Annotated in this window: 21 protein-coding genes and 1 tRNA gene; 15 read left to right on the top strand and 7 right to left on the bottom strand. The window is 70.8% G+C overall.

The window, feature by feature from the left end; all coding sequences use genetic code 11:
• Window position 1: 1 nt before the first annotated feature.
• Together ACQUQF_RS18540 and ACQUQF_RS18535 are read right to left on the bottom strand one after the other, a co-directional pair.
• Window positions 2–1,399, bottom strand: a complete 1,398-nt coding sequence (locus tag ACQUQF_RS18540; RefSeq protein WP_435180617.1) for a M14 family zinc carboxypeptidase — start codon at window positions 1,397–1,399, stop codon at window positions 2–4.
• A 100-nt stretch (window positions 1,400–1,499) separates the two neighbouring features.
• Window positions 1,500–1,673 carry a hypothetical protein gene (locus ACQUQF_RS18535; RefSeq protein ID WP_435180616.1) on the bottom strand — a complete coding sequence of 58 codons (174 nt, stop codon included), beginning with the start codon at window positions 1,671–1,673 and terminating at the stop codon, window positions 1,500–1,502.
• Between the two features lie 281 nt (window positions 1,674–1,954).
• Between ACQUQF_RS18535 and ACQUQF_RS18530 the strand changes: the two genes are divergently transcribed.
• The 4 genes from ACQUQF_RS18530 (at window position 1,955) to ACQUQF_RS18515 (ending at window position 6,526) form a co-directional block, all read left to right on the top strand.
• Window positions 1,955–4,009, top strand: a complete 2,055-nt coding sequence (locus tag ACQUQF_RS18530; RefSeq protein ID WP_435180615.1) for a DEAD/DEAH box helicase — start codon at window positions 1,955–1,957, stop codon at window positions 4,007–4,009.
• Between the two features lie 103 nt (window positions 4,010–4,112).
• On the top strand, window positions 4,113–4,412 hold the full coding sequence (locus ACQUQF_RS18525; RefSeq protein ID WP_435180614.1) for a HalOD1 output domain-containing protein: 300 nt from the start codon (window positions 4,113–4,115) through the stop codon (window positions 4,410–4,412).
• Window positions 4,413–4,502: 90 nt separating this feature from the next.
• On the top strand, window positions 4,503–6,350 hold the full coding sequence (locus ACQUQF_RS18520) for an SLC13 family permease (RefSeq protein WP_435180613.1): 1,848 nt from the start codon (window positions 4,503–4,505) through the stop codon (window positions 6,348–6,350).
• 103 nt (window positions 6,351–6,453) lie between these two features.
• A tRNA-Pro gene (locus ACQUQF_RS18515) sits at window positions 6,454–6,526 on the top strand.
• Window positions 6,527–6,560: 34 nt separating this feature from the next.
• Here ACQUQF_RS18515 and ACQUQF_RS18510 read toward each other — a convergent pair.
• The gene (locus tag ACQUQF_RS18510; RefSeq protein WP_435180612.1) at window positions 6,561–7,208 is read right to left on the bottom strand and encodes a hypothetical protein; all 648 of its coding nucleotides are present in this window, start codon (window positions 7,206–7,208) and stop codon (window positions 6,561–6,563) included.
• Between the two features lie 121 nt (window positions 7,209–7,329).
• Here ACQUQF_RS18510 and ACQUQF_RS18505 point away from each other — a divergent pair, with 121 nt between their 5' ends.
• The 8 genes from ACQUQF_RS18505 (at window position 7,330) to ACQUQF_RS18470 (ending at window position 13,427) form a co-directional block, all read left to right on the top strand.
• Window positions 7,330–7,521: a twin-arginine translocation signal domain-containing protein gene (locus ACQUQF_RS18505; RefSeq protein WP_435180611.1), complete on the top strand. Its 192-nt coding sequence runs from the start codon at window positions 7,330–7,332 to the stop codon at window positions 7,519–7,521.
• 140 nt (window positions 7,522–7,661) lie between these two features.
• Entirely contained in the window at window positions 7,662–9,758 is a 2,097-nt protein-coding gene (locus ACQUQF_RS18500) for a minichromosome maintenance protein MCM (RefSeq protein WP_435180610.1), read from the top strand.
• Window position 9,759: 1 nt separating this feature from the next.
• Complete coding sequence (locus tag ACQUQF_RS18495; protein WP_435180609.1) at window positions 9,760–10,059, top strand: hypothetical protein; 300 nt, start codon at window positions 9,760–9,762, stop codon at window positions 10,057–10,059.
• A 120-nt stretch (window positions 10,060–10,179) separates the two neighbouring features.
• Entirely contained in the window at window positions 10,180–10,812 is a 633-nt protein-coding gene (locus ACQUQF_RS18490; protein WP_435180608.1) for a DUF7504 family protein, read from the top strand.
• A 57-nt stretch (window positions 10,813–10,869) separates the two neighbouring features.
• Window positions 10,870–11,208, top strand: a complete 339-nt coding sequence (locus ACQUQF_RS18485) for a hypothetical protein (RefSeq protein WP_435180607.1) — start codon at window positions 10,870–10,872, stop codon at window positions 11,206–11,208.
• Entirely contained in the window at window positions 11,205–12,059 is an 855-nt protein-coding gene (locus ACQUQF_RS18480) for a hypothetical protein (protein WP_435180606.1), read from the top strand. Before ACQUQF_RS18485 ends, ACQUQF_RS18480 begins: the two co-directional genes overlap by 4 nt.
• Window positions 12,060–12,135: 76 nt before the next feature.
• The gene (locus ACQUQF_RS18475) at window positions 12,136–12,750 is read left to right on the top strand and encodes a hypothetical protein (RefSeq protein WP_435180605.1); all 615 of its coding nucleotides are present in this window, start codon (window positions 12,136–12,138) and stop codon (window positions 12,748–12,750) included.
• The gene (locus ACQUQF_RS18470; RefSeq protein WP_435180604.1) at window positions 12,747–13,427 is read left to right on the top strand and encodes a MinD/ParA family ATP-binding protein; all 681 of its coding nucleotides are present in this window, start codon (window positions 12,747–12,749) and stop codon (window positions 13,425–13,427) included. Before ACQUQF_RS18475 ends, ACQUQF_RS18470 begins: the two co-directional genes overlap by 4 nt.
• Here the strand turns inward: ACQUQF_RS18470 and ACQUQF_RS18465 are convergent.
• Window positions 13,416–14,288, bottom strand: coding sequence for a transcription initiation factor IIB (locus ACQUQF_RS18465; RefSeq protein WP_435180603.1), 873 nt, complete (start codon window positions 14,286–14,288; stop codon window positions 13,416–13,418). The two genes, ACQUQF_RS18470 and ACQUQF_RS18465, sit on opposite strands and share 12 nt — an antisense overlap.
• 172 nt (window positions 14,289–14,460) lie before the next feature.
• Between ACQUQF_RS18465 and ACQUQF_RS18460 the strand changes: the two genes are divergently transcribed.
• Window positions 14,461–14,985, top strand: a complete 525-nt coding sequence (locus ACQUQF_RS18460) for a hypothetical protein (protein ID WP_435180602.1) — start codon at window positions 14,461–14,463, stop codon at window positions 14,983–14,985.
• A gap of 35 nt (window positions 14,986–15,020) precedes the next feature.
• Here ACQUQF_RS18460 and ACQUQF_RS18455 read toward each other — a convergent pair whose 3' ends face one another.
• Both ACQUQF_RS18455 and ACQUQF_RS18450 read right to left on the bottom strand, forming a co-directional pair.
• Complete coding sequence (locus ACQUQF_RS18455) at window positions 15,021–15,830, bottom strand: ParA family protein (protein WP_435180601.1); 810 nt, start codon at window positions 15,828–15,830, stop codon at window positions 15,021–15,023.
• Window positions 15,831–15,943: 113 nt separating this feature from the next.
• Window positions 15,944–16,372, bottom strand: a complete 429-nt coding sequence (locus ACQUQF_RS18450) for an HIT family protein (RefSeq protein WP_435180600.1) — start codon at window positions 16,370–16,372, stop codon at window positions 15,944–15,946.
• A 175-nt stretch (window positions 16,373–16,547) separates the two neighbouring features.
• Between ACQUQF_RS18450 and ACQUQF_RS18445 the strand changes: the two genes are divergently transcribed.
• A complete protein-coding gene (locus ACQUQF_RS18445) occupies window positions 16,548–17,198 on the top strand; it encodes an HAD family hydrolase (RefSeq protein WP_435180599.1) in 651 nt (216 codons plus the stop codon).
• A 22-nt stretch (window positions 17,199–17,220) separates the two neighbouring features.
• On the opposite strand, the gene ACQUQF_RS18440 is transcribed toward ACQUQF_RS18445, so the two are convergent.
• Entirely contained in the window at window positions 17,221–17,652 is a 432-nt protein-coding gene (locus ACQUQF_RS18440) for an SHOCT domain-containing protein (protein WP_435180598.1), read from the bottom strand.
• Between the two features lie 205 nt (window positions 17,653–17,857).
• Between ACQUQF_RS18440 and ileS the strand changes: the two genes are divergently transcribed.
• Complete coding sequence (gene ileS / locus ACQUQF_RS18435; RefSeq protein WP_435180597.1) at window positions 17,858–21,064, top strand: isoleucine--tRNA ligase; 3,207 nt, start codon at window positions 17,858–17,860, stop codon at window positions 21,062–21,064.
• Window positions 21,065–21,169: the final 105 nt, after the last annotated feature.

The following is a 21,169-nucleotide window of genomic DNA, read 5'->3' as shown; positions in this document are numbered from 1 at the left end:
TCTAATCGTCGGACCGATTCTGCCGGTAGTCCAAACACATCAGCCCCGCGCGGGCCTGAATCGCGACGAGCTTCCAGATCGGGATCGTCTCGTGGTCGAGCTGCCGCTGGAGCTCGCCGATTCGCTCGTGGAAGACCTCCTGAAGCGCCGCCTTCGCAGCCGTCAGTCGCTCACGGGCCTCCCCGTCGGCGCCCATCGCCGCGCGGTCGATCGACCGGACCAGCATACCGAGGTAGGTGAGCAGGTGGTACTGCCGGAGGTAGCGCTCGTCGACGCGCTGGGCGACCGTCGCCGGCTCGTCGGTCTCCGCGGCCGACTCGGCCCAGTCGAGCTTCTCGTCGTTCACCGCCAGGAAGTGGTAGACGCCGCCGGCGGCTTCCCGGGCCATCGGAGTGTCGGGCAGGTGCTCGGCGACGGTCTCGACCGCGCCGCGCAGCTCCCTGAGCAGTGCCCGTCGATGCTGAATCCCCTCGCGGATGACTGCCTCCCGGCTGCGGTCGAGTTCGGCCGCGTCCCGGACGCGGGGGTCCGAGAAATACGGGAGTTCGACGATCACCTCCACGACGTCGTCGTCGAACCGGCTCGCGTAGTCGTAGGCGTTCCCGCCGAGCAGTTCCTCGGCGGGGACGGCGTCCTCGCCGCCCCGGGCGCTGTCGTACCGGTCCGCGAAGGTCGGCAGCCTGTACATCGCCTCGTCGAACGCCTCGTCGCCGAACCACTCGGGCTCGCCGCGGTCGAGCGGGACCCCGTACTCCCCGGGCAGCGCCGCGAGCGCGTCGTGGAGCGGTTCGAGGGGCTCGGAGAGCACGTAGTAGCAGCCCCCGAAGGCGGTGTTGTGGAGGCTGTAGACGAACTCGGGCCGGTGGGCCTCGATCAGGTCGGCCAGCGCCCGCGTCGCCGGCGTCGGATCGTCGAACGAGTAGTCCCCGCGCTCGACCGGGAAGGTGGCCTCCACCTGCGCGGGCGGCGGCGGCCGGTAGAAGTTCTGCGCGTAGTTCGAGAGCGTGAACGGGCCGTCGAACCAGCCCTCGTTCCGCCCGACGCCGTCGGGGTCGGCGACCGGCACGCAGACGAACTCGTAGTCGAGCGACGAGCGGAGGTCGTCGTTCGCGGCGAGTTCGTGCAATAGGAAGTCGATAGTCATCGAACCGATCGGCTCGTTCGGATGGGGCGCACCGAACAGGAGCGCGCTCCGACGACCGTCGCCGAGGGTCACCGCCCACAGCGTCTCGCCCTCGGCGCTCTCGCCGAACTCCTCGTAGGTGACGTGGTCGTGCTCGGCGGCGAGTTCCCGGTCGCGACTGCGGTGTTCGTCGACCGTCAGGAACGACTCGTAGCGGGGGACCGCGTCGTCGATGCCCGAGAACGGGCGTGCACCCGTCGGTAGGGGACCGGCCATGCGAGGGGATTTCTCACTCGGAGGGCAAAATGATTGTCACGTTTCGAGAACCAGAGCGCCGAGCACCGGGCCGTGAAGCGTCGTTCCGCGTCGGGCGGTGTTACTCGTACTCGGGGAGCGAGACGAGGGCCTTGATGTCGGCGGAGATCCACGCCTCGGCGGCCGACTCGTCCTGCATCCGGACCGTCGGCGCGCCGTCCGCGTCGTCCTCGATTTCAAGCGTCACTTGTTCGTCGAACCGCTCGGGTAACCGCGTGTTGTGTCTCCCCCTCATGATTGGTCGGTCTGTGCGCATCCGGCGCTTACCACGAATCGGTCTTTGTTATTTGCCGGTTGCCCCGAAGTAGCGCCGAAATAACCGTTCGGCGGCGGGGTTATTGTCGGCTTACCCCGCCGGTATGGTCGCGTTTCCGTGTCTGATTACGGGGACGTTCACCGGATGGGAGGCGCAACGCGAACCGCGAGCGGGGCCGGCCGCGATCGCGGAGCGCAGCGGCGACTCGTCGGGTTCGCAGTTCCGAACCGCTCAAATACCGCGAGCTACTACCGGGGAACGTGTCGAAGCAGGTCCCCCAGGTGGACGCGCTGTTCCTCCACGAGTCGTCGGGTCACTACACCGCCGTGGTGAACCGCGACGGCGAGCGCGTCTTCCAGGCGAAACTCGAACTCAAGGAGACCAGCGCCGGGCCCCGGCCCGGCAGGTTCCGCGTCAAGCGCGGGACCAGCGAGGAGCCGCGCGACCCCGACCAGTTCGTCGAGATCGCGCGCCGAGCCGACCGCATCCGCATCTCCGAGCAGACCTCGCCCGAGGGCCGCGAGGAGCTGCTGGAGATGCTCGACGGCTACCAGCTCGACGCCAAGGCCGTCCGCACCTGCCGGTTCTGCGCGTCGAGCGGGAAGTACTCGCCCATCACGAGCGAGACGGCCGTGGACACGGGCGACGAGTACATCTGCCCCGACTGCGCCAAGGAGGAGCTGGAGCGCCAGCTCTCGTTCCAGGGCGACATGACCCGCGAGGCCCAGGACCGGCTCGAGGACCTCCTGCTGGAGGTCCAGGACCTGGAGCGCATCACCAACCTGCTGAAGGGGCGGCTCGACCCCGACCTCACCAAGTTCGACGAGATCAGCGCGAACGTCGAAGACGTCGAGAACGTCCGGGTCGACTCGCTCGACCTCCACCCCGGCATCCAGAACCTGCTGGAGGACCGGTTCGAGGAACTGCTGCCGGTCCAGAGCCTCGCGGTCGAGAACGGGCTGCTCGACGGCGAGGACCAGCTGGTGGTCAGCGCCACCGCGACCGGCAAGACCCTGGTCGGCGAGATGACCGGCATCGACCGGGTGCTCAACGGGCAGGGCAAGATGCTCTTTCTGGTCCCGCTGGTCGCGCTGGCCAACCAGAAGCACGAGGACTTCGAGGAGGAGTACGGCGACCTCGTGGACGTGACCATCCGGGTGGGCGCGAGCCGGGTCCGGGACGACGGCCACGCCTTCGACCCGAACGCCGACGTCATCGTCGGCACCTACGAGGGCATCGACCACGCGCTCCGGACCGGCCGCGACCTCGGCGACATCGGGACCGTCGTCATCGACGAGGTCCACACCCTCAAGGAGCAGGAGCGGGGCCACCGCCTCGACGGCCTGATCGCGCGGCTCAAGCACTACGCCGAGCAGCGCGAGCGGCGCCGCGAGGACTACGGCGGCGCCCAGTGGGTGTACCTCTCGGCGACCGTCGGCAACCCAGGCGACCTCGCGAAGTCGCTGGAGGCGAACCTCGTCGAGTTCGAGGAGCGGCCGGTCCCCCTCGAGCGCCACGTCACCTTCGCCGACGGCCAGGAGAAGCCCGACATCGAGAACAAGCTGGTGAAGCGGGAGTACGACAGCAAGTCCTCGCAGGGCTACCGGGGCCAGACCATCATCTTCACCAACTCCCGGCGGCGGTGCCACGAGATCTCCCGCCGGCTGGAGTACAGCTCGGCGCCGTACCACGCCGGCCTCGACTACGGCCGCCGGAAGAAGGTCGAGCGGATGTTCGCGAACCAGGACCTCGCGGCCGTGGTGACGACCGCGGCGCTCGCGGCCGGGGTCGACTTCCCGGCCTCGCAGGTCGTGTTCGACCGGCTCGCGATGGGCATCGAGTGGCTCTCGGTCCAGGAGTTCCACCAGATGCTGGGCCGGGCGGGCCGGCCCGACTACCACGACCGCGGGAAGGTGTACGTGCTGGTCGAGCCCGACGCCGCCTACCACAACAGCATGGAGATGACCGAGGACGAGGTGGCGTTCAAGCTGCTGAAGGGCGAGATGGAGGACGTCCGGACGCTGTACGACGAGAGCGCCGCGGTCGAGGAGACGCTGGCCAACATCACGGTCGCGGGCGGCCGGGCCAAGTCGCTCAACGACCGGATGATCGGCGAGATCCCGACCAAGCACGCGCTCGGCCGGCTGCTGGAGTACGACTTCATCGACGGACTGGAGCCGACCGACCTCGGCCGGGTCGTCACCACCCACTTCCTCGCGCCCGACGAGGCGTTCAAGATCCTCGACGGGGTCCGGAAGGACAGGCATCCCTACGAGATCGTGGCCGAACTTGAGCTCCACGGCGAGGAGGACTGAGGCCCGCGTTCTCTCGGCGGCACGTCGGTCGAGCAGCCCGGGCCCCGCCGTCTGACGACCGTCTGACGGGCATTAATGGTCGGAAAGGCCGAACTCCCTGTCGATGGCCACAGCAGACGGCAATCCGTCCTACCAGGGCCGGAAACCGATCCACGAGACCCTCCACGACGACACCGGTGACGCATCGCTCAGCGAGACGGTCATCGACGCGGTCGCCGCGGCCGAAGGGGTGGAGCCGACCAACGCCGACTTCGAGCTGTACCGGGCGGTGGACCTCGAGGCGCTCGACGCGCTGTTCGAGCGCCGGTCGCGCGACGGCCGGTGGCGGTTCGAGTTCACCATCGACGGGCTGCTGGTGACGATCGCTGGCGACGGCCGCGTCACGGTGTGGGGCCGGGAGTGAGCCCGGGACCGGCGGTCGCAGAACGGGCGTCGCGCTGACGCAGTGCCGCATTCACATCCTTTTTGCCCCCGGCCCGACTCGTAACCGGACGTGGTACTCTCGCTGACGCCGGAGATAGCGGTCGTCTTCCTCGTCGTGCTCGCGGCGCTGGCGCTGTTCGCCACCGAACCCGTCCCGATCGACATCACCGCCATCGGCATCATGGTGACGCTGATGGTGCTCGAACCGTGGACCGGGGTGTCGCCCGCCGAGGGCGTCTCGGGGTTCGCGAGTTCGGCGACCATCACCGTGCTGGCGATGTTCATCCTGAGCTACGGCGTCCAGCGGACCGGCGCGGTCCAGATCCTCGGCCGGAAGATCGCGGCGTTCACGAAGGACGACGAGACCCGCCAGCTCGGCGCGACCGTCGGCGTCGTCGGCTCCATCTCGGGGTTCATCAACAACACCGCGGCGGTCGCCATCCTGATGCCGATGGTGACCGACCTGGCCCACGAGGGCAAGACCTCCCCCTCCAAACTGCTGTTGCCCCTGTCGTACGCCTCGATGTTCGGCGGGACGCTCACCCTCATCGGGACCTCGACCAACATCCTGGCCAGCGACCTGGCGGCCCGGCTCGGCGCCGAGAACCCGGAGGCGTTCCCGGAGCTCCACGCCTTCTCGATGTTCGAGTTCACCGCGCTCGGCGTCATCGTCTCGGTGGTCGGCGCGGCGTACCTGATGACGGTCGGCCGGTGGCTCACCCCGGCGCGCATCCCGCCCGAGGACGACCTCACCGAGGAGTTCGAGCTGGAGGAGTACCTGACCGAGGTGGTCGTGGAGGCCGACTCGCCGCTGGTCGGTCAGACCGTGGCGGACGCTCTCGCGGCGACCGATCTCGACGTCGACCTGGTCCAGCTCGTCCGGGGCGGCAAGACGTTCGCCGAACCCCTCGGTCCGAAGCAGATCCAGGCCGACGACATCTTCGCGGTCCGGACCGACCGCGACACGCTGCTCGACCTCATCGACGCCGAGGGGCTGGCGCTGGTGCCGAACGCCGACGTGACCGAGGAGGAGTTAGAGACCGCCGACCGGGACCGCAACCTCGTGGAGGTGGTGGTCGCGCCCCGGTCGTCGCTGGTCGGCGAGACGCTCGCCTCCGCCAACTTCCGGGACCGCTACGACGCGACGGTGCTGGCGCTCCGGCGCGGCCCGGAGTACATCCGCAAGCGGATGGACCACGCCGAGCTCCAGGTCGGCGACACGCTGCTGGTCTACGCGACCCCCGACAGCATCGGCCGGCTCAACGCCAACCGCGACTTCATCGTGGCCCAGGAGATCGAGCGCCCCGACTACCGCGAGTCGAAGATCCCGCTCGCCGTCGGCATCGTCGCGGCCGTGGTCGGGGTGGCCGCGCTCGACGCGCTCCCGATCATGGTGTCGGCGCTCGCCGGCGCGCTGGTGATGGTCGTGACGGGCGTCCTCGAACCGGCGGAGGTGTACGAGGCCGTCGAGTGGGACGTCATCTTCCTGCTGGCGGGCGTCATCCCGCTGGGCATCGCGATGGAGGAGACCGGCGCGGCCGACCTGATCGCCGACCTGCTCGTGGCGTCGGCCGACCTCCTGCCGGCCATCGCGGTGCTCGGGCTGTTTTACGTCGTGACGGCCGTGCTGACCAACATCGTGAGTAACAACGCCAGCGTCGTGCTGATGATCCCGGTCGCGGCCGAGGCGGCCGCCCAGCTCGGCGCCAACGCCTTCTCGTTCGTGCTGGCGGTCACGTTCGCGGCCTCCACGGCGTTCATGACGCCGGTCGGCTACCAGACCAACCTGTTCGTCTACGGTCCCGGCGGCTACAAGTTCACCGACTACATCAGGGTCGGCGCGCCGCTCCAGATCCTGTTCGCCGTCGTCACGACCGCGGGCATCGCGGCCCTCTGGGGCGTGTACCCGTCGCCGTGAGGCTGGCGAGTCCGTCGGACCGCGGTCGTGTTGGCGAGCGGTCGGGCGGTTCGCCGCCCCAAACGAAACGCTTTACAGTCACTCCCGCGCTACTGTCTGGTGCGGGACCGTGGGGTAGCTTGGTATCCTTTCGGCCTTGGGTGCCGATAACCCCGGTTCGAATCCGGGCGGTCCCATCCTGCCGACGCAATCCGCGAGCGCCGCGTCGGTTCAGCGCTGGTTCTGCCTGTTCTGCTGGTCCCGGCGATCCTCCCGGCCCTGCTGGCCGTGGTGATGGTGATGATGGTGGTGATGGTGGTGCCGCTCGCCGCCCTGCTCGCCCCGCCCGCCGGACTCGCCGCCGCGGCCGTATCGCCGGTTCATGTGCTCGTCCTCCCCGAGTTGGCGCGTGTCCGTACTGCCACGCTGGGGTCGGCGGTCGTCCTGCTGGCGTCCGGTCTGGTCCGGATGCGGCCGTCGCCGGTCGGTCCGGTGCTCGTCGGTCCGGTGCTGGCCGCCCTGGTGCTGGCTGCCCCGATGCTGACCAGTTTGGTGCTGACCGTCCCGGTCGCGACCGCCGTGCTGCTGGCCTCCCTGTTGCTGGCGGCGCTGCCCGTACCGTCGCTGGCCCGACTGGCCGCCCCGGCGATCCTGCTCGGAGCCCCGGCCGGCGTCCGCGTGCTGGGCGTGACCGTGCCCGACCTCCTGGTGCTGGTGGGACTCGTGGTGCTGGCTGGTCCCCTCCGGGCCGGCCCCGCGCGGCCTGTCGCGGCCGTCCGAGGTGTCGCGGGTCCCGTGCTCCCTGTCTGCCATCTCCTCGTGCTGGTACTGCCGCTGGCTCCGACGACCGCCCCAGCGGCTCTGAGTGTCTCGTGCCATGGTTAACTCTCCGGGCCGATTACACGACTGGCGTTTCCTTAGGGCCAGTGGGCGGACGCTGACAGGAGCGGCAGGCGCGAAACGACAAGGACCTTACCAGACGCCGAGAAACCCGTCGGCCATGCCCTCCAGACGGACGTTCCTCGCGGCCCTCGGTGGGGCCGGAGTGACGGCGGTCGGCGGGTCCCGGGCGTCGGAGCTGGCGAGGGCCGTCGACGAGCGAGTGCCCCCCGACGCGGACGCCGTCGGGCTGGGCGCGCTGCTGGGTGGCGGTGCTGTCGCGGCGGGCCGCCGACTGCTGGGCGACGACTGAGGCGGCGCTCGCGGCCGGCTCCTCGGAGGAGAGATGATAGTCCTGGAACACGTTCTCCCCCGGTCCACTCGCCGGCGGTCACTTTCACTTTCGGTCCGTTTACGAAACTTCTTACCGGGTGAGGCACGAAGGCTGTATGAATGGCTCGTGCGGAGAACACGGAGCTGATCGACAACTTCGAGCAGTTCTACCGGCGGTACTACAGCGACGAGATCGGGGAGCTCGCCCAGAACTACCCCAACGAGCAGCGGTCGCTGTACGTCGACTGGACGGACCTCTATCGGTACGACGCGGACCTCGCCGACGACTTCATCTCGCAGCCCGAACAGCTTCGGGAGTACGCCGAGGAGGCGCTGCGGCTGTACGACCTCCCGGTGGACGTGAGCCTCGGGCAGGCCCACGTCCGGATCGAGAACCTGGACCAGATCACCGACATCCGCGACATCCGGGCGCGGCACGTCAACACGCTGGTCAGCGTCCAGGGCATCGTCCGGAAGGCGACCAACGTCCGCCCGAAGATACAGGAGGCGGCCTTCGAGTGCCAGCGCTGCGGCACGCTGACCTACATCCCCCAGAGCGGCGGCGACTTCCAGGAGCCCCACGAGTGCCAGGGCTGCGAGCGCCAGGGCCCGTTCCAGATCAACTTCGACCAGTCGGAGTTCGTCGACTCCCAGAAGCTCCGGGTCCAGGAGAGCCCCGAGGGGCTGCGGGGCGGCGAGACGCCCCAAAGCCTCGACGTCCACATCGAGGACGACATCACGGGCGAGGTGTCGCCCGGCGACCACGTGAAGGTCACCGGCATCCTCCACCTCGAACAGCAGGGCAGCGGCCAGGACAAGTCGGCGGTCTTCGACGTGTACATGGACGGCGTCTCGGTGACCATCGAGGACGAGGAGTTCGAGGACATGGACATCACCGACGAGGACAAGAAGGAGATCGTCGAGCTCTCGAACGAGGACGACATCTACGAGCAGATGGTCGACTCGATGGCGCCGGCCATCTACGGCTACGAGGAGGAGAAGATGGCGATGATCCTCCAGTTGTTCTCTGGCGTGACCAAGCACCTGCCGGACGAGTCGCGGATTCGCGGCGACCTTCATATGTTGTTGATCGGGGACCCTGGTACGGGAAAGAGCCAGATGATCTCCTACGTCCAGAACATCGCCCCGCGCTCGGTCTACACCTCCGGGAAGGGTTCGTCGAGCGCCGGTCTCACCGCGGCCGCGGTCCGGGACGACTTCGGCGACGGCCAGCAGTGGACGCTCGAGGCCGGCGCGCTGGTGCTGGCGGACAAGGGCATCGCGGCGGTCGACGAGCTCGACAAGATGGCCCCCGACGACCGGTCGGCGATGCACGAGGGGCTCGAGCAGCAGAAGATCTCGGTGTCGAAGGCCGGCATCAACGCCACGCTCAAGTCGCGGTGCTCGCTGCTGGGCGCGGCCAACCCCAAGTACGGCCGGTTCGACCAGTACGAGCCTATCGGCGAGCAGATCGACCTCGAGCCCGCGCTCATCTCGCGGTTCGACCTCATCTTCACGGTCACCGACCAGCCCGACGAGGAGCACGACCGCCGGCTGGCCGAGCACATCATCCAGACCAACTACGCGGGCCAGCTCAACACCCAGCGCACCGAGATGAGCGCGCCCAACATCTCCGAGGAGGAGGTCCGGAGCCAGACCCAGGAGGTCGCGCCCGCCATCGACGCCGACCTCCTCCGGAAGTACATCGCCTACGCCAAGCGCAACTGCTTCCCGACGATGACCGACGAGGCGATGGCGACCATCGAGGACTTCTACGTCGACCTCCGGTCGAAGGGCGTCGACGAGGACGCGCCGGTGCCGGTCACCGCCCGCCAGCTCGAGGCGCTGGTCCGGCTCGCGGAGGCCAGCGCCCGGGTCCGGCTCTCCGACGAGGTCGAGGTCGAGGACGCCGAGCGCGCGGTCGAGATCACCCGGTCGTGCCTCCAGGACATCGGCGTCGACCCCGAGACCGGCCAGTTCGACGCCGACGTGGTCGAGACCGGCACCTCGAAGTCCCAGCGCGACCGCATCAAGAACCTCAAGCAGCTCATCGCCGAGATCGAGGACGAGTACGAGGAGGGCGCGCCCGTCGACGAGGTGATGGCCCGCGCCGACGAGATCGGCATGGAGCAGTCGAAGGCCGAGCACGAGATAGACAAGCTCAAGCAGAAGGGCGAGGTGTACGAGCCCTCGACCGACCACCTGCGGACCACGTGAGATGGACCGCATCTCCGCCCTCCGGAACGTCGAGGAGGCGCTCGCCGAGTTCGAGTCGGGCGAGGCCGATCTCGCCGCGACCGAGCGCCGGGTCCTGACCGTGCTCCGGACCTACGCCACCGAGTTCGAGAGCGGGGACCTGGCCGCCTACCGGGCCTCCGGGACCGAGCGGGCCGACGGACTGGTCGTCGTCGCCGAGTCGCCCGCGCAGGCCCGCGAGCGCGTGGCCGATCTGCTCGCCGAGGAGGGCGAGCGCGCCGACGTCGACGGGGCGACCCTGCAGGTGGAAAAACTTCGCTGACGAGCCGGTCGTAAGCTAATTTAGAGGGGAAGATAAATAAACTAGGTTCCCTTAGAGGAACACGACCAATTCGACCCGCTCGGTTACGGGTAGAGCGACGCGACACGACGGAGACCACCGATGCACACGGAGGGCCACGACGGAAGCGACCTGTTCGCCGACGACGTCGAGCGGGGAGCCTGCGTCCTGCTCCTGGCGCCGTCCATCCACGAGGCGACCGACGAGGCGTGTCACGACCTCCTCTCGCTGGAGGCCCCCGACGACGAGAACGTGCTGTGGGTCACGTACACCCGCTCGCCCGACGCGTGCATGCAGGACTGGCTCGACCGCGCGGGTGACCGCCCGCGGAACGTGCGGCTGGTCAGCGTCGGCGAGACGACCCGGTCGGCGGCCGCGACCGTCGGCGGCGACGTCGGGCCGCGCTCGGGCGACGTCGTCGAGACGCTGTCGAGTCCGGGCGACCTGACCGGCCTGGGGATCAAGCTCAGCGAGATCCTCAAGGCCTGGAAGGACTCGGACGCGCGGACGGTCGCCTGCTTCGACTCGCTGACCGCGCTGCTCCAGTACGCCGACCTCCAGACCGCCTACAAGTTCCTCCACGTCCTGACCGGCCGGTTCGACGCGGCCGACGTGACCGCCCACTTCCACCTCGACCCCGACGCCTGCGACCAGCAGACGGTCAGCACGCTCACCTCGCTGTTCGACACGGTGGTCGAGTTCGAGGACGGCGAGTGGACGGTCCGGAGCCGGTAGTCCGGCACCCCACCGACGGAGATAATTTTAAATCGCATCGGGTAGCAATTTGCTCGCGTGCTACTGGTCGTCACGTACTCGCAGGCCGCGCGCCAGACGCTCCGGAACGTCTGCAACGGACACGAGGAGACGGTCGTCCAGCGGCTCGGCCGGGCGGCCCTGCTGGAGGCGACGGAGCTCGGCGCGTTCCTGGCGCTCCGCCTCCGGGCGAAGCACGGCGGCGACGTCCAGGTCGAGCGCACCGCGCCGTTCAACGAGTTCGCGGACGTCCCCAGGGCGGTCCGGGAGGCGGCCGCGGCCTACGAGGACCGCGAGCGCCCGAGCACGCCGTACGCCAAGTTCGCGGTCGACACCGACCACCCGGACGCCGAGGCGATGCGCGACGCCGAGCTATGAAGGTGCGTCTGGCCGGCGAGACCCGGACCGGCCGGGCCGTCGACCTCCGGCGCGTCGACCGCCGGGCCGCCGACGGTCTCACTCCGGCGGCGGTCGCCGCCGCGGTCCGCGACGAGAGCAGGGACCGCGACCGGAGCGCCGACGGAAGCTCGCTCGTCGTCGACTGCTCGGCGCCCGGACCCGTCCACGGCCACGTCGGCGTGGTCCGGGCCGAGATGGACCTGGCAGACCGGGCCGCCCTCGCTGCCGCGGCCCGCTCGCGGGGCCACGCCGCACCGCAGGCCGACGACCTCGCCGCGGTGGAGGACCGACTCGCGGACCTCGACGCGCCGGCGGTCGACCTGAAGGCGGCCCGGCGCCGGGTCGCGGAGACCAGCGACGCGACCGAGGAGCTGCGCGAGCGCGTCGCGAGCCTCCGGGGACGCGTGCGGGCGCTCCGGGACGCGGGCGCCGACCCCACCGGGGCCGAATCGGACCTCGCGGACGCGACCCGCCGGCTCTCGGAGGTCGAGACCGACCGCATCGCGGCCCAGCAGGCCCTGTCGCGCGCCCGCGAGCGAGCCCGGGACGTCCGGGAGCGCCGGCGCGAGCGGCTGCGACTGGCCGACCGCGCGGACAACCTCCGGCGGGCCGCCCGCGACCACCTCGCCGACCGGCTCCGGGACGCAGTCGCCGACGCCCGCGAGGCCGTGCCGAGCGAGGCCGACCTCGACGAGTCGACCGAGACGGCGCTGGCGGTCGCCCGGGTGGCGGCGACGGACGCCCCGGTGGTGCTGGCCCGGGACGTCGGCGCCTTCGACGACGCCGCGGCCGCGGCGCGGTGGCTCGACGGGCCGGTAATCCGACTGTGAGTCGCCTCGCGCCGGCGGACGCGGATCGGCACTGCCGCGCCCACCTTTATCCCCGAAGACGTGACGAACCCCGACCATGGTCGAACTCGACTGGCGCGTCGAATCGCGGTCCGGGGTCTCGCTCGTGGAACTGCTCGTCCGGAACCCGTCGGCGACCGCCCGCCGGGTCAGGGTCGCCAACCGGCTCGACGGTCCGGTCCTGCCGCCGCGCCGGGAGGGCGTCCCCGCGGCCGGGTGGGACGACGGCGGGTTCGAGGGCGTGGTCGCGGCCGACGGGCGGCTGGCGCTGGGCTACGCGACACGCGCGCCTGCCGCCGAACCGCCGGTCGAACTCGTCTGGACCGAGCGCGCCGGCGCCGACGCGACCGGGCGAGACGCGGCCGGCTTCGCCGACGGCGCGACCCCGGAGGGCGTCGTCCGGTCGCTCGGCGACCCCCGACCGCCGGCCGACGCCGTGCCGACCGGCGGGTCCGCCGGGGGAGCCGGGTCGGCCGCTCGGGCATCCGGAGACACCGAATCGCCCGTTCCCGAGGCGGTCGACGCGTGGCTCTCGGGCGTGGAGACACGGGCCGAGCGCGGGAGCGAGTCTCCGCCGGCGTCAGAACCGGCTCCGGAGGACCGGCCCGCGCTCGCGGCCGCGGCCCGGCGCATCGACGCGCTCGGGGTCGGGCGGCCCGGGAGGTCGCGGTGATACTGGCGGTCGCGGGCGGGAAGGGCGGCGTCGGCAAGTCCACCGTCGCGCTCAACCTCGCCGGCGAACTCGACGCCGTGGTCGTCGACGCCGACCTCGCGATGGCCGACCTGGCCGCCCGCCGGGGCCCGGACCTCCACGACGTCCTGGCCGGGCGAGCCGACCCGGTGGAGACGGTCCGCGAGGACGGGGCGGTCGACCTGCTGCCCTGCGGCCGGACGCTCGCCGGGGCGCGGGCCGGCGACGTGACCGAGCTCGTCGCGGCGGTCGAGGCGGTCGCGGACGCCTACGGCCGGGTCGTCGTCGACTGCCCGGCCGGCATGGCGGCCGACGCGGGGATGCCGCTGCTCGCGGCCGAGGCGGCCGTCCTCGTCACGTCGGCACGGGAGTTCGCGCTGGCCGACGCCGTCCGGACGCGCGAGCTGGCCCGCGAACTCGACGCGGGGCTGGCCGCGGTCGCGCTCAACCGGGCGGGCGACCGACCGCCGACCGGGCCGGTCCGGCGGGCGCTCGGCGCGCCGGTGGTGGCGGTGCCCGACGACGACCGGGTCCGGCGGGCCGGGCGGCACGGCTCGCCGGTGGCCGCGGTCGCGCCCGAGAGCAGCGCGGCTCGTCGGTTCGCGGCGCTCGCAGAGGAGACGCGTCTGGCTACCGAAGCGCGGTCGTCAGTCCCGTAGGTCGCGGTACGACGACCGGAGCGTCACGGGGGTGACGTCGGCCACCTCGGCGGCCGCCGCCTGGGTCAGCCGGTGGTCGGTCCCGCGGGCCGCGGCGTACAGGCAGGCCGCGGCGAACCCGCCGGGGTTCCGGCCCGAGATCAGGTTCTCCTCGCGGCCGCGCTCGACCAGGTCGGCCGCCTCGCGCTCGACCTCGGTCGGCAGGTCGAGCTTGCTGGCGAACCGGGGCAGGTACTCGCGGGGGTCGACGGGGCCGGTCGAGAGGCCGAGCTCCCGGTTCATGGCGTCGTAGGCGGCCTTGAGCTCGCTCCGGCTCGCGCGGGCCACTTCCAACACCTCGTCGAGCGTGCGCGAGACCGAGGCGGTCCGGCAGGTCGCGTACACCACCGCGGCCGTGAACCCCTCCAGCGACCGGCCCCGGAGCAGGTCCTCGGACTGGGCCGACTCGAAGAGGACGCAGGCCCGGTCCCGGACGTTCTTCGAGAGGTCGAGCGAGCTCACCAGCCGCCGGATCTCGGTGAACGCGTACACCTGGTTGCGCTCGGTCTTCGACCCGATCCGGGAGCGCTCGTGGTGCTTGCGCATCCGGGCGACCCGCCGGCGCTTCCGGCCGGTGAGCCTGAGATCGCTACCGTGGCCGATCTCGGTGGTGAGCCCGCGGTCGTGGCGCGACCGGGTGAGGGGCGCGCCGGTCCGCTTCTCGCGGGTGTCGTCGTCCTCGAACGACCGCCAGTCCGGCCCGCGGTCGATGCGGTCCTCCGAGACGACGAGGCCGCACTCCTCGCAGACCGTCTCGCCGCCGTCGGGAGTCAGTCGTCCGTCGCATTCGGGGCAGCTCCGCGCCGCGTGTGCTTCGCTCATCACAGTCGAAACTTCGGCCGAGATGATATTTAAAGAAAGGTCGGTTCGGGGAGAAACGCCCGGCGGCGCGCCGGAGAGCCTACCGGTTACCGGTACGTTTCGGTCGCGGCGGAGGTATCGTCACCGCGTTCGGACGGTGAAATTTAAGTCGGTGACGTGACAACCTGCTCGCATGGCGCTCTCGGACATCGCCGACGGCCTCGAGGTCACCACCGAGCAGCGCGACCGCGGTGTCGCGTCGGTGGACGCCACCGCGGCGGGACCGTCCGACCTCCGGGAGCGACTCGCCGAGTTCGCCGACGACCTCCCCTGCGACGCCGCCTCTGCCGCCGCGGTGCTGGAGGCCCACACCGCCGGCCGGTCGGTCGGCGACGCCGCCCGCGAGGCCGGGGTCGCCCCCGTGACCGCGGCCAAGGCGCTCCACCTGCTCGGCTGCGAGGGCGTCTCGCCGCTGACGCCCGAGGCCCACCGCCTGCTGCGGGACTGGCTGTCGGCCGACCTCTCGCGGACCGAGGCCCGCGAGCTCGCGGGCGCGTCCGAGACCGAGTTCGCGCTGGCGGCGTTCGTCGAGACCCACGACCCGCTGCCGGGCGCGGGCGACGTCGTGGAGGGCGCGTTCGCCCGCGACGCGGACGCTGCGGTCCGCAAGCGCGACGCGCTCTCGGAGACGATGAGCGGCCGCGACGAACTGCTCTGAGGCCGCTCGCCGGCCGGGGCCGCCGCGGGCCCCGTTCAGGAGAGCGCGTCCGGCAGCAGCGCGTCGGCCTCGACGTCGAGCAGCCCGGGTTCCTCGAACTCCAGTCCGACGTCGACGCCGAGCACCGCCTCCGCGACCCGCGCCACCGCGGGCGCGAAGCCGGGTTCGGGGTCCGGGGCGCTGGCCGGAACCGACGCCGCGCCGGTCGCCTCGCTCTCGGGCACGGCGGCCTCGGCGCTGCGGACCGGGTGGTCGGGGTCGCCCCCGGCGTCGCGGTCGAGCCAGTCGCCGTCGGCCGCGACCCGGTTGGCGATCACGGCGTCGACGCTCGCGCCCACGTCGGCGATACGCCCGCGGGCGCGCTGGACCGCGTCCACGCCGCGCTCGCTGGCGGGCGCGACCACCGCGACCCGCTCGGCGGCCGCGACGGCGGCGACGGCCTGGTTCGCGGCGACCGGCGGGGCGTCGACCAGCACGTGGTCGTAGTTCTCGGCCGCCTCGTCGAGCAGGGCCTCGAAGCGCCGCGCGGCGTCGGCGGTCTTTGCGCGGGCCAGCCGCTCGAAGGGCGCGTGGACCGGACAGAGGTCGAGCCGGCCGTCGAGGTCGGCCGTGACGGGGTGTTCGCGCAGGCCGTCGTCGAGCGGTCGGTCCGCGGTCAGGAGTTGCGTCAGGTCGGGGTCGACCCGGCCGGAGACGTGGCGGGCCAGCCCCTCGGTCGCGAACGCGGCGTCGAGCACCGCCGCCTCGCGCCCGTCCCTGGCGAGCGTCGCGCCGAGTTCGACCGCGAGTCGAGTCGCGCCTGCGCCGCCGGTCGCGCCGACCAGCGTTGCGGTAGAGCGAGCCATTGATTCTACGTTGTTAGTTTCTGGTATAAAATAGTGAGGCCGCGGCGCGACGATACGTCGCGCTTCCGAGGACGCGCGTTCGAGGGGCAGTTCGACCGACCCGCGCCGGTCGATTACCGCTGGTTGTGGATCTCCTCGGCGATCTCGTCGAGTTCCTCGTCGGAGAGGTCCGGGCGCTCGCCCGCGACGGCGTGGATCGGACGGCCGCCGTCGCCCTCGAACCGCGGGATGATGTGGCCGTGGAGGTGCGGGACCTCCTGGCCCGCGGCCTCGCCGTTGTTGAACGCGACGGTGGTCGCGTCCGCGTCGACGGCGTGCTCGACCGCGGTGTTGAGCCGGTGGAGCACGCCGAACACGTGGGCGGCCACGTCCTCGGGGGTCTCCTCCAGGGTCTCGTAGTGCTCCTTCGGGATGACCAGCGTGTGGCCCGGCGCCAGCGGGTTGGCGTCGAGGAACGCCATCGCGGTGTCGTCCTCGAAGACGGTTCGGCTCGGGATGTCGCCGTCGACGATCTGACAGAAGATGCAGTCGTCTTCGCTCATGGGTCTGTCCGGTCGTTTCGGCCGGACGGGGTATCAAGGTTGAGGCTGCCGAGGTCGCGGAGGCCGCTGGATCGCGGCCACCGTCGCGGCGGAGCCGACGGTGACGGTGCCCGCTCCGCCGCGCGGCGTCCAGTAGGTACTGTTTTACGTCCTTGCCCGATACCGTCGAATCAGGATGAGCTACGACGCGGTACTGTTCGACTGCGACGGCGTCCTCGCGGAGACGCCCGACCGGGCGGCCATGACCGACGCGATGCGCCGCGTCCAGCGACGGTTCGAGCTGTCTGCCCCGCCCGAGCGGGTGGTCGCAGACTTCCTCCGGGGCAACGTCGCGTCCATCACGGAGCGCTGCCGGGCCGCCGGCATCGACCGCGACGCCTTCTGCGCCGAGGCCGCCAGGGAGGGCGTCCGGGCCCAGCTGGCCGAGATCCGGTCGGGGCTCCGCTCGCTGTACGACGACGTCGCCGCGGTCCGGGAGCTGGACCGCCCGCTGGGCGTCGTCAGCGACAACCACCCGCGCGTGCTCTCGTTCCTCCTGCGGCGGTTCGACCTGGTCGGCTACTTCGAGACGGTGCGGGGCTGTCGGTTCACGCCGTCGGGGCTCGAACGCCGCAAGCCCGACCCGCACAACGTCGAGGCCGCGATGGCGGCGCTCGGCGCCGAGTCGGCGCTCTACGTCGGCGACCGGGAGGTCGACGTCGCGGCGGCCGACAACGCCGGCATCGACGCCGCGCTCGTGCGTCGCGAGGGCCGGTCTGCGCCCGACCTCGACGTCGCGCCGACGTACGAGGTGGCCATGCTCTGGCGGCTCCACGACGTGCTCTGAACCCGGCGAAGCACCGCCGGCCTCACGAGGACCGCTCGTAGGACTCGGTCCGCTCCTCGCGGAGGCGCGCCCGGTCCTCGACGTCCTCCAGCGACTCGGTGTCGAGCAGCCGCTCCAGCTTGCGCTCGAACTGCTCGTCGGTGAGCTCCCCGCGGGCGTACCGGTCGCGGAGCGTCTCCAGCGCGTCGCGGTTGTCCGGTTCGTCGGCCTCGTCGGTCGCGTGGTGGTCGTCCGGGGTCCAGTCTCCGGCCTCGCCGTCCCACCACTCGCCGAGGTCCTCCTCGTCGCCGAACAGCATCGCGACCACGGGCACGACGACGATGTAGCCGAACAGCAGCGCCGCGAGCCACCAGTCCTGGCCGGTGAACATGGCGGCGAGCCACACGCCGGTGACGACGGTGCTCGCGATTCCGGTGGCGTTCTCCCGGAGGCGGTCCCGAGGCGTCGCGCTCATGCGAACGACTTGGGCCGCTGATAGTAAAAACACGTAGGGTCGGCGGCGAGGCGGGTCGACGGGGAGTGGCGCCGGCGGACGCGGCGGCCGCGGCGAACGGGGACCGGAGTGGCGGCAGTTGCGAGGCGGCCCCCTGCCCGCGGCCGGTTACAGCCCCAACTGCACAACCGAACCCGATTTAACTCCGTAGGAGCACACAACTGGTATGAGCAGGTTCGGCGAAGTAGACGACCAGTACGAACCCCACGAGGTCGAGGACCGGGTGTTCGACTACTGGGACGAGGTCGACGCCTACGAGCAGACCGTGGAGCACCGCGCCGACGGCGAGGACTACTTCTTCGTCGACGGGCCGCCGTACACCTCCGGGGCGGCCCACATGGGGACGACGTGGAACAAGACGCTGAAGGACGCCTACATCCGGTACCTCCGGATGCAGGGGTACGACGTGACCGACCGGCCGGGCTACGACATGCACGGCCTGCCCATCGAGACGCGGGTCGAGGAGAACCTGGGCTTCGAGAACAAGAAGGACATCGAGGAGTTCGGCGAGGAGAACTTCATCCGGGAGTGCAAGGAGTTCGCCGAGGAGCAGCTCGAGGGGCTCCAGTCGGACTTCCAGTCGTTCGGCGTCTGGATGGACTGGGACAACCCCTACAAGACGGTCAACCCCGAGTACATGGAGGCCGCCTGGTGGGGCTTCGAGCAGGCCCACGAGAAGGGCCTGGTCGAGCAGGGCCAGCGCTCCATCTCGCAGTGTCCCCGGTGCGAGACCGCCATCGCCAACAACGAGGTCGAGTACGAGGACGTCGAGGACCCCTCGATCTACGTCAAGTTCCCGCTGCGGGACCGCGAGGGCTCGCTGGTCATCTGGACCACCACGCCGTGGACCATCCCCGCCAACACCTTCGTCGCCGTGGACGGCGAGGTGACCTACCAGCAGGTCCGCGCCTACAGGGACGACGGACCGGAAGAGGGCGAGGTCCTCTACCTCGCCGACGGCTGCGTCGAGGAGGTGCTCAAGAAGGGCCGGTACGACGACTACGAGGTCGAGGGCGAGGTCACCGGCGAGGAGATGGTCGGCTGGGAGTACGACCACCCGCTGGCCGACGAGGTGCCCGACCACCCCGCCGGCGAGGGGGCGCTCCAGGTCTACACCGCCGACTACGTCGAGGTCGACCGCACCGGACTGGTCCACTCCGCACCGGGCCACGGTGAGGAGGACTTCGAGCGCGGCCGCGAGCTCGGGCTCGACATCTTCTGTCCGGTCGGCGGCGACGGCGTCTACGACGACCGGGCGGGCGAGTACGCCGGCCAGTACGTCAAGGACGCCGACGACGACATCGTCGCCGACCTCGAGGCGAAGGGGCTGATGCTGTCGGCGGGCACGACCCACCACAGCTACGGTCACTGCTGGCGGTGCGGCACCGGCATCATCCAGATCGTCACCGACCAGTGGTTCATCACCATCACCGACGTGAAGGACCAGCTCCTCGAGAACATCGAGGACAGCGAGTGGCACCCCGAGTGGGCCCGCGACAACCGCTTCCGGGACTTCGTCGAGGACGCGCCCGACTGGAACGTCTCCCGCCAGCGCTACTGGGGCATTCCGATTCCGATCTGGACCCCTGAAGACTGGGACGGCGACATGGACGACGTCGTCGTCGTCGGCACCCGCGAGGAGCTGGCCGAGCGCGTCGACCAGGACGTCGACCCCGAGAGCGTGGACCTCCACAAGGGGACCGTCGACGACCTCACCATCACCGAGGACGGCACCACCTACACCCGCGTCCCGGACGTCTTCGACGTGTGGCTCGACTCCTCGGTCGCCTCGTGGGGCACCCTCGACTACCCCGAGGACGACAGCCGGTTCGAGGAGCTGTGGCCGGCCGACCTCATCATGGAGGCCCACGACCAGACCCGCGGGTGGTTCTGGTCCCAGCTCGGCATGGGCACCGCCGCCGTCGGCGAGATCCCCTACGAGGAGGTGCTGATGCACGGCTACGCCAACATGCCCGACGGCCGCGGGATGTCCAAGTCCAAGGGCATCCTCGTCGACCCCCACGAGGTCATCGAGAAGCACGGCACCGACCCGATGCGGATGTTCCTGCTCTCGGCCAACCCGCAGGGCGAGGACATGCGGTTCTCGTGGGACGAGACCGCCGAGATGCAGCGGGACCTCAACATCCTCTGGAACGTGTTCCGGTTCCCGCTGCCGTACATGCGACTGGACGACTTCGATCCCGACGAGACCACCCTCGACGACGTCGACGGGGATCTCGAACTGGTCGACGAGTGGGTGCTCGCGCGGCTCCAGACGGTCGTCGCCGAGATGACCGACCACTGGGAGGAGTTCCGCCAGGACCGCGCGCTCGACGCGCTGCTGGAGTTCGTGGTCGAGGACGTCTCGCGGTTCTACATCCAGGTCGTCCGCGAGCGCATGTGGGAGGAGGAGGACAGCGCCTCGAAGCTGGCGGCGTACGCCACCTTCTACGAGGTGCTGACCACGGTCGTCGCGCTGCTGGCGCCGTACGCCCCCTTCGTCACCGAGACAATCTACGGCACCCTCACCGGCGACGAGGGGTACGACACGGTCCACATGCTCGACTGGCCCGAGGTCGACGAGTACTGGGAGGACGCCCAGCTCGAGACCGACGTCGAGCTGCTGCGGGCCATCGAGGAGGCCGGCTCGAACGCCCGCCAGCAGGCCGAGCGCAAGCTCCGCTGGCCGGTCACCCGCGTCGTGGTCACCGCCGACGACGAGCGCACGGTCGAGGCGGTCGAGCGCCACCGCGACCTGCTGGCCGACCGGCTCAACGCCCGCAACGTCGAGGTCGTCGCGCCCGGCGACGACTGGGGCGAGCTCCGGTACAGCGCCGAGGCCGACATGAGCGTGCTCGGCCCCGAGTTCGGCGACGACGCCGGCCGGGTCATGCAGGCGCTCAACGACGCCAGCGTGGCCGAGCCGACCCTCGCCGCGCTGGAGACCGCAGTCGAGGACCGGCTGGGCGAGGACGTCACCCTGACCGACGAGATGGTCGAGTTCGTCACCGAGACCCCCGAGGGCGTCACCGGCGTCGGGTTCGACACCGACGGCGACCAGCGCGGCGTGGTCTACGTCGACACCGAGCTCACCGAGGACATCGAGAGCGAGGGGTACGCCCGCGAGGTCATCCGCCGGGTCCAGGAGATGCGCAAGGAGATGGACCTGGACATCGAGGAGCGGGTCCGCCTCGAACTCGACGTGGCCGACGACCGCGTGGCCGACCTGGTCGAGGAGCGCATGGACCTCGTCCGCGAGGAGGTCCGCGCCGACGAGGTCGGCGACGTCCAGGACGGCCACCGCAAGTCCTGGGAGGTCGAGGGCGTCGAGATGACCATCGCGGTCGCACCGCTGGCGGAAGCCGAGGCGTAGGGGAGCACCGGCAGACGACCGCCGTTTCGGCTCCGGTGTTCTGGGGGCCGGAAGTTCGGTACGAGCGAAGAACCGAGGCGCGCCGATCACGCAGCGGCGGGTGCT

It is taken from the genome of Halorussus sp. AFM4, from assembly GCF_051194995.1.
In the GTDB taxonomy this organism is placed as follows: Archaea; Halobacteriota; Halobacteria; order Halobacteriales; family Haladaptataceae; genus Halorussus.
Note: the sequence above shows the minus strand (reverse complement) of the source record. Positions and strands in the feature narration are given on the sequence as shown.

Excerpts from the sequence above, each read along its gene's own strand:
- ACQUQF_RS18540 (WP_435180617.1), bottom strand. The coding sequence starts at position 1,399 with ATGGCCGGTCCCCTACCGACGGGTGCACGCCCGTTCTCGGGCATCGAC.
- ACQUQF_RS18535 (WP_435180616.1), bottom strand. The coding sequence starts at position 1,673 with ATGAGGGGGAGACACAACACGCGGTTACCCGAGCGGTTCGACGAACAA.
- ACQUQF_RS18525 (WP_435180614.1), top strand. The coding sequence starts at position 4,113 with ATGGCCACAGCAGACGGCAATCCGTCCTACCAGGGCCGGAAACCGATC.
- ACQUQF_RS18510 (WP_435180612.1), bottom strand. The coding sequence starts at position 7,208 with ATGGCACGAGACACTCAGAGCCGCTGGGGCGGTCGTCGGAGCCAGCGG.
- ACQUQF_RS18505 (WP_435180611.1), top strand. The coding sequence starts at position 7,330 with ATGCCCTCCAGACGGACGTTCCTCGCGGCCCTCGGTGGGGCCGGAGTG.
- ACQUQF_RS18500 (WP_435180610.1), top strand. The coding sequence starts at position 7,662 with ATGGCTCGTGCGGAGAACACGGAGCTGATCGACAACTTCGAGCAGTTC.
- ACQUQF_RS18495 (WP_435180609.1), top strand. The coding sequence starts at position 9,760 with ATGGACCGCATCTCCGCCCTCCGGAACGTCGAGGAGGCGCTCGCCGAG.
- ACQUQF_RS18490 (WP_435180608.1), top strand. The coding sequence starts at position 10,180 with ATGCACACGGAGGGCCACGACGGAAGCGACCTGTTCGCCGACGACGTC.
- ACQUQF_RS18480 (WP_435180606.1), top strand. The coding sequence starts at position 11,205 with ATGAAGGTGCGTCTGGCCGGCGAGACCCGGACCGGCCGGGCCGTCGAC.
- ACQUQF_RS18475 (WP_435180605.1), top strand. The coding sequence starts at position 12,136 with ATGGTCGAACTCGACTGGCGCGTCGAATCGCGGTCCGGGGTCTCGCTC.
- ACQUQF_RS18465 (WP_435180603.1), bottom strand. The coding sequence starts at position 14,288 with ATGAGCGAAGCACACGCGGCGCGGAGCTGCCCCGAATGCGACGGACGA.
- ACQUQF_RS18460 (WP_435180602.1), top strand. The coding sequence starts at position 14,461 with ATGGCGCTCTCGGACATCGCCGACGGCCTCGAGGTCACCACCGAGCAG.
- ACQUQF_RS18455 (WP_435180601.1), bottom strand. The coding sequence starts at position 15,830 with ATGGCTCGCTCTACCGCAACGCTGGTCGGCGCGACCGGCGGCGCAGGC.
- ACQUQF_RS18450 (WP_435180600.1), bottom strand. The coding sequence starts at position 16,372 with ATGAGCGAAGACGACTGCATCTTCTGTCAGATCGTCGACGGCGACATC.
- ACQUQF_RS18445 (WP_435180599.1), top strand. The coding sequence starts at position 16,548 with ATGAGCTACGACGCGGTACTGTTCGACTGCGACGGCGTCCTCGCGGAG.
- ACQUQF_RS18440 (WP_435180598.1), bottom strand. The coding sequence starts at position 17,652 with ATGAGCGCGACGCCTCGGGACCGCCTCCGGGAGAACGCCACCGGAATC.
- ileS (WP_435180597.1), top strand. The coding sequence starts at position 17,858 with ATGAGCAGGTTCGGCGAAGTAGACGACCAGTACGAACCCCACGAGGTC.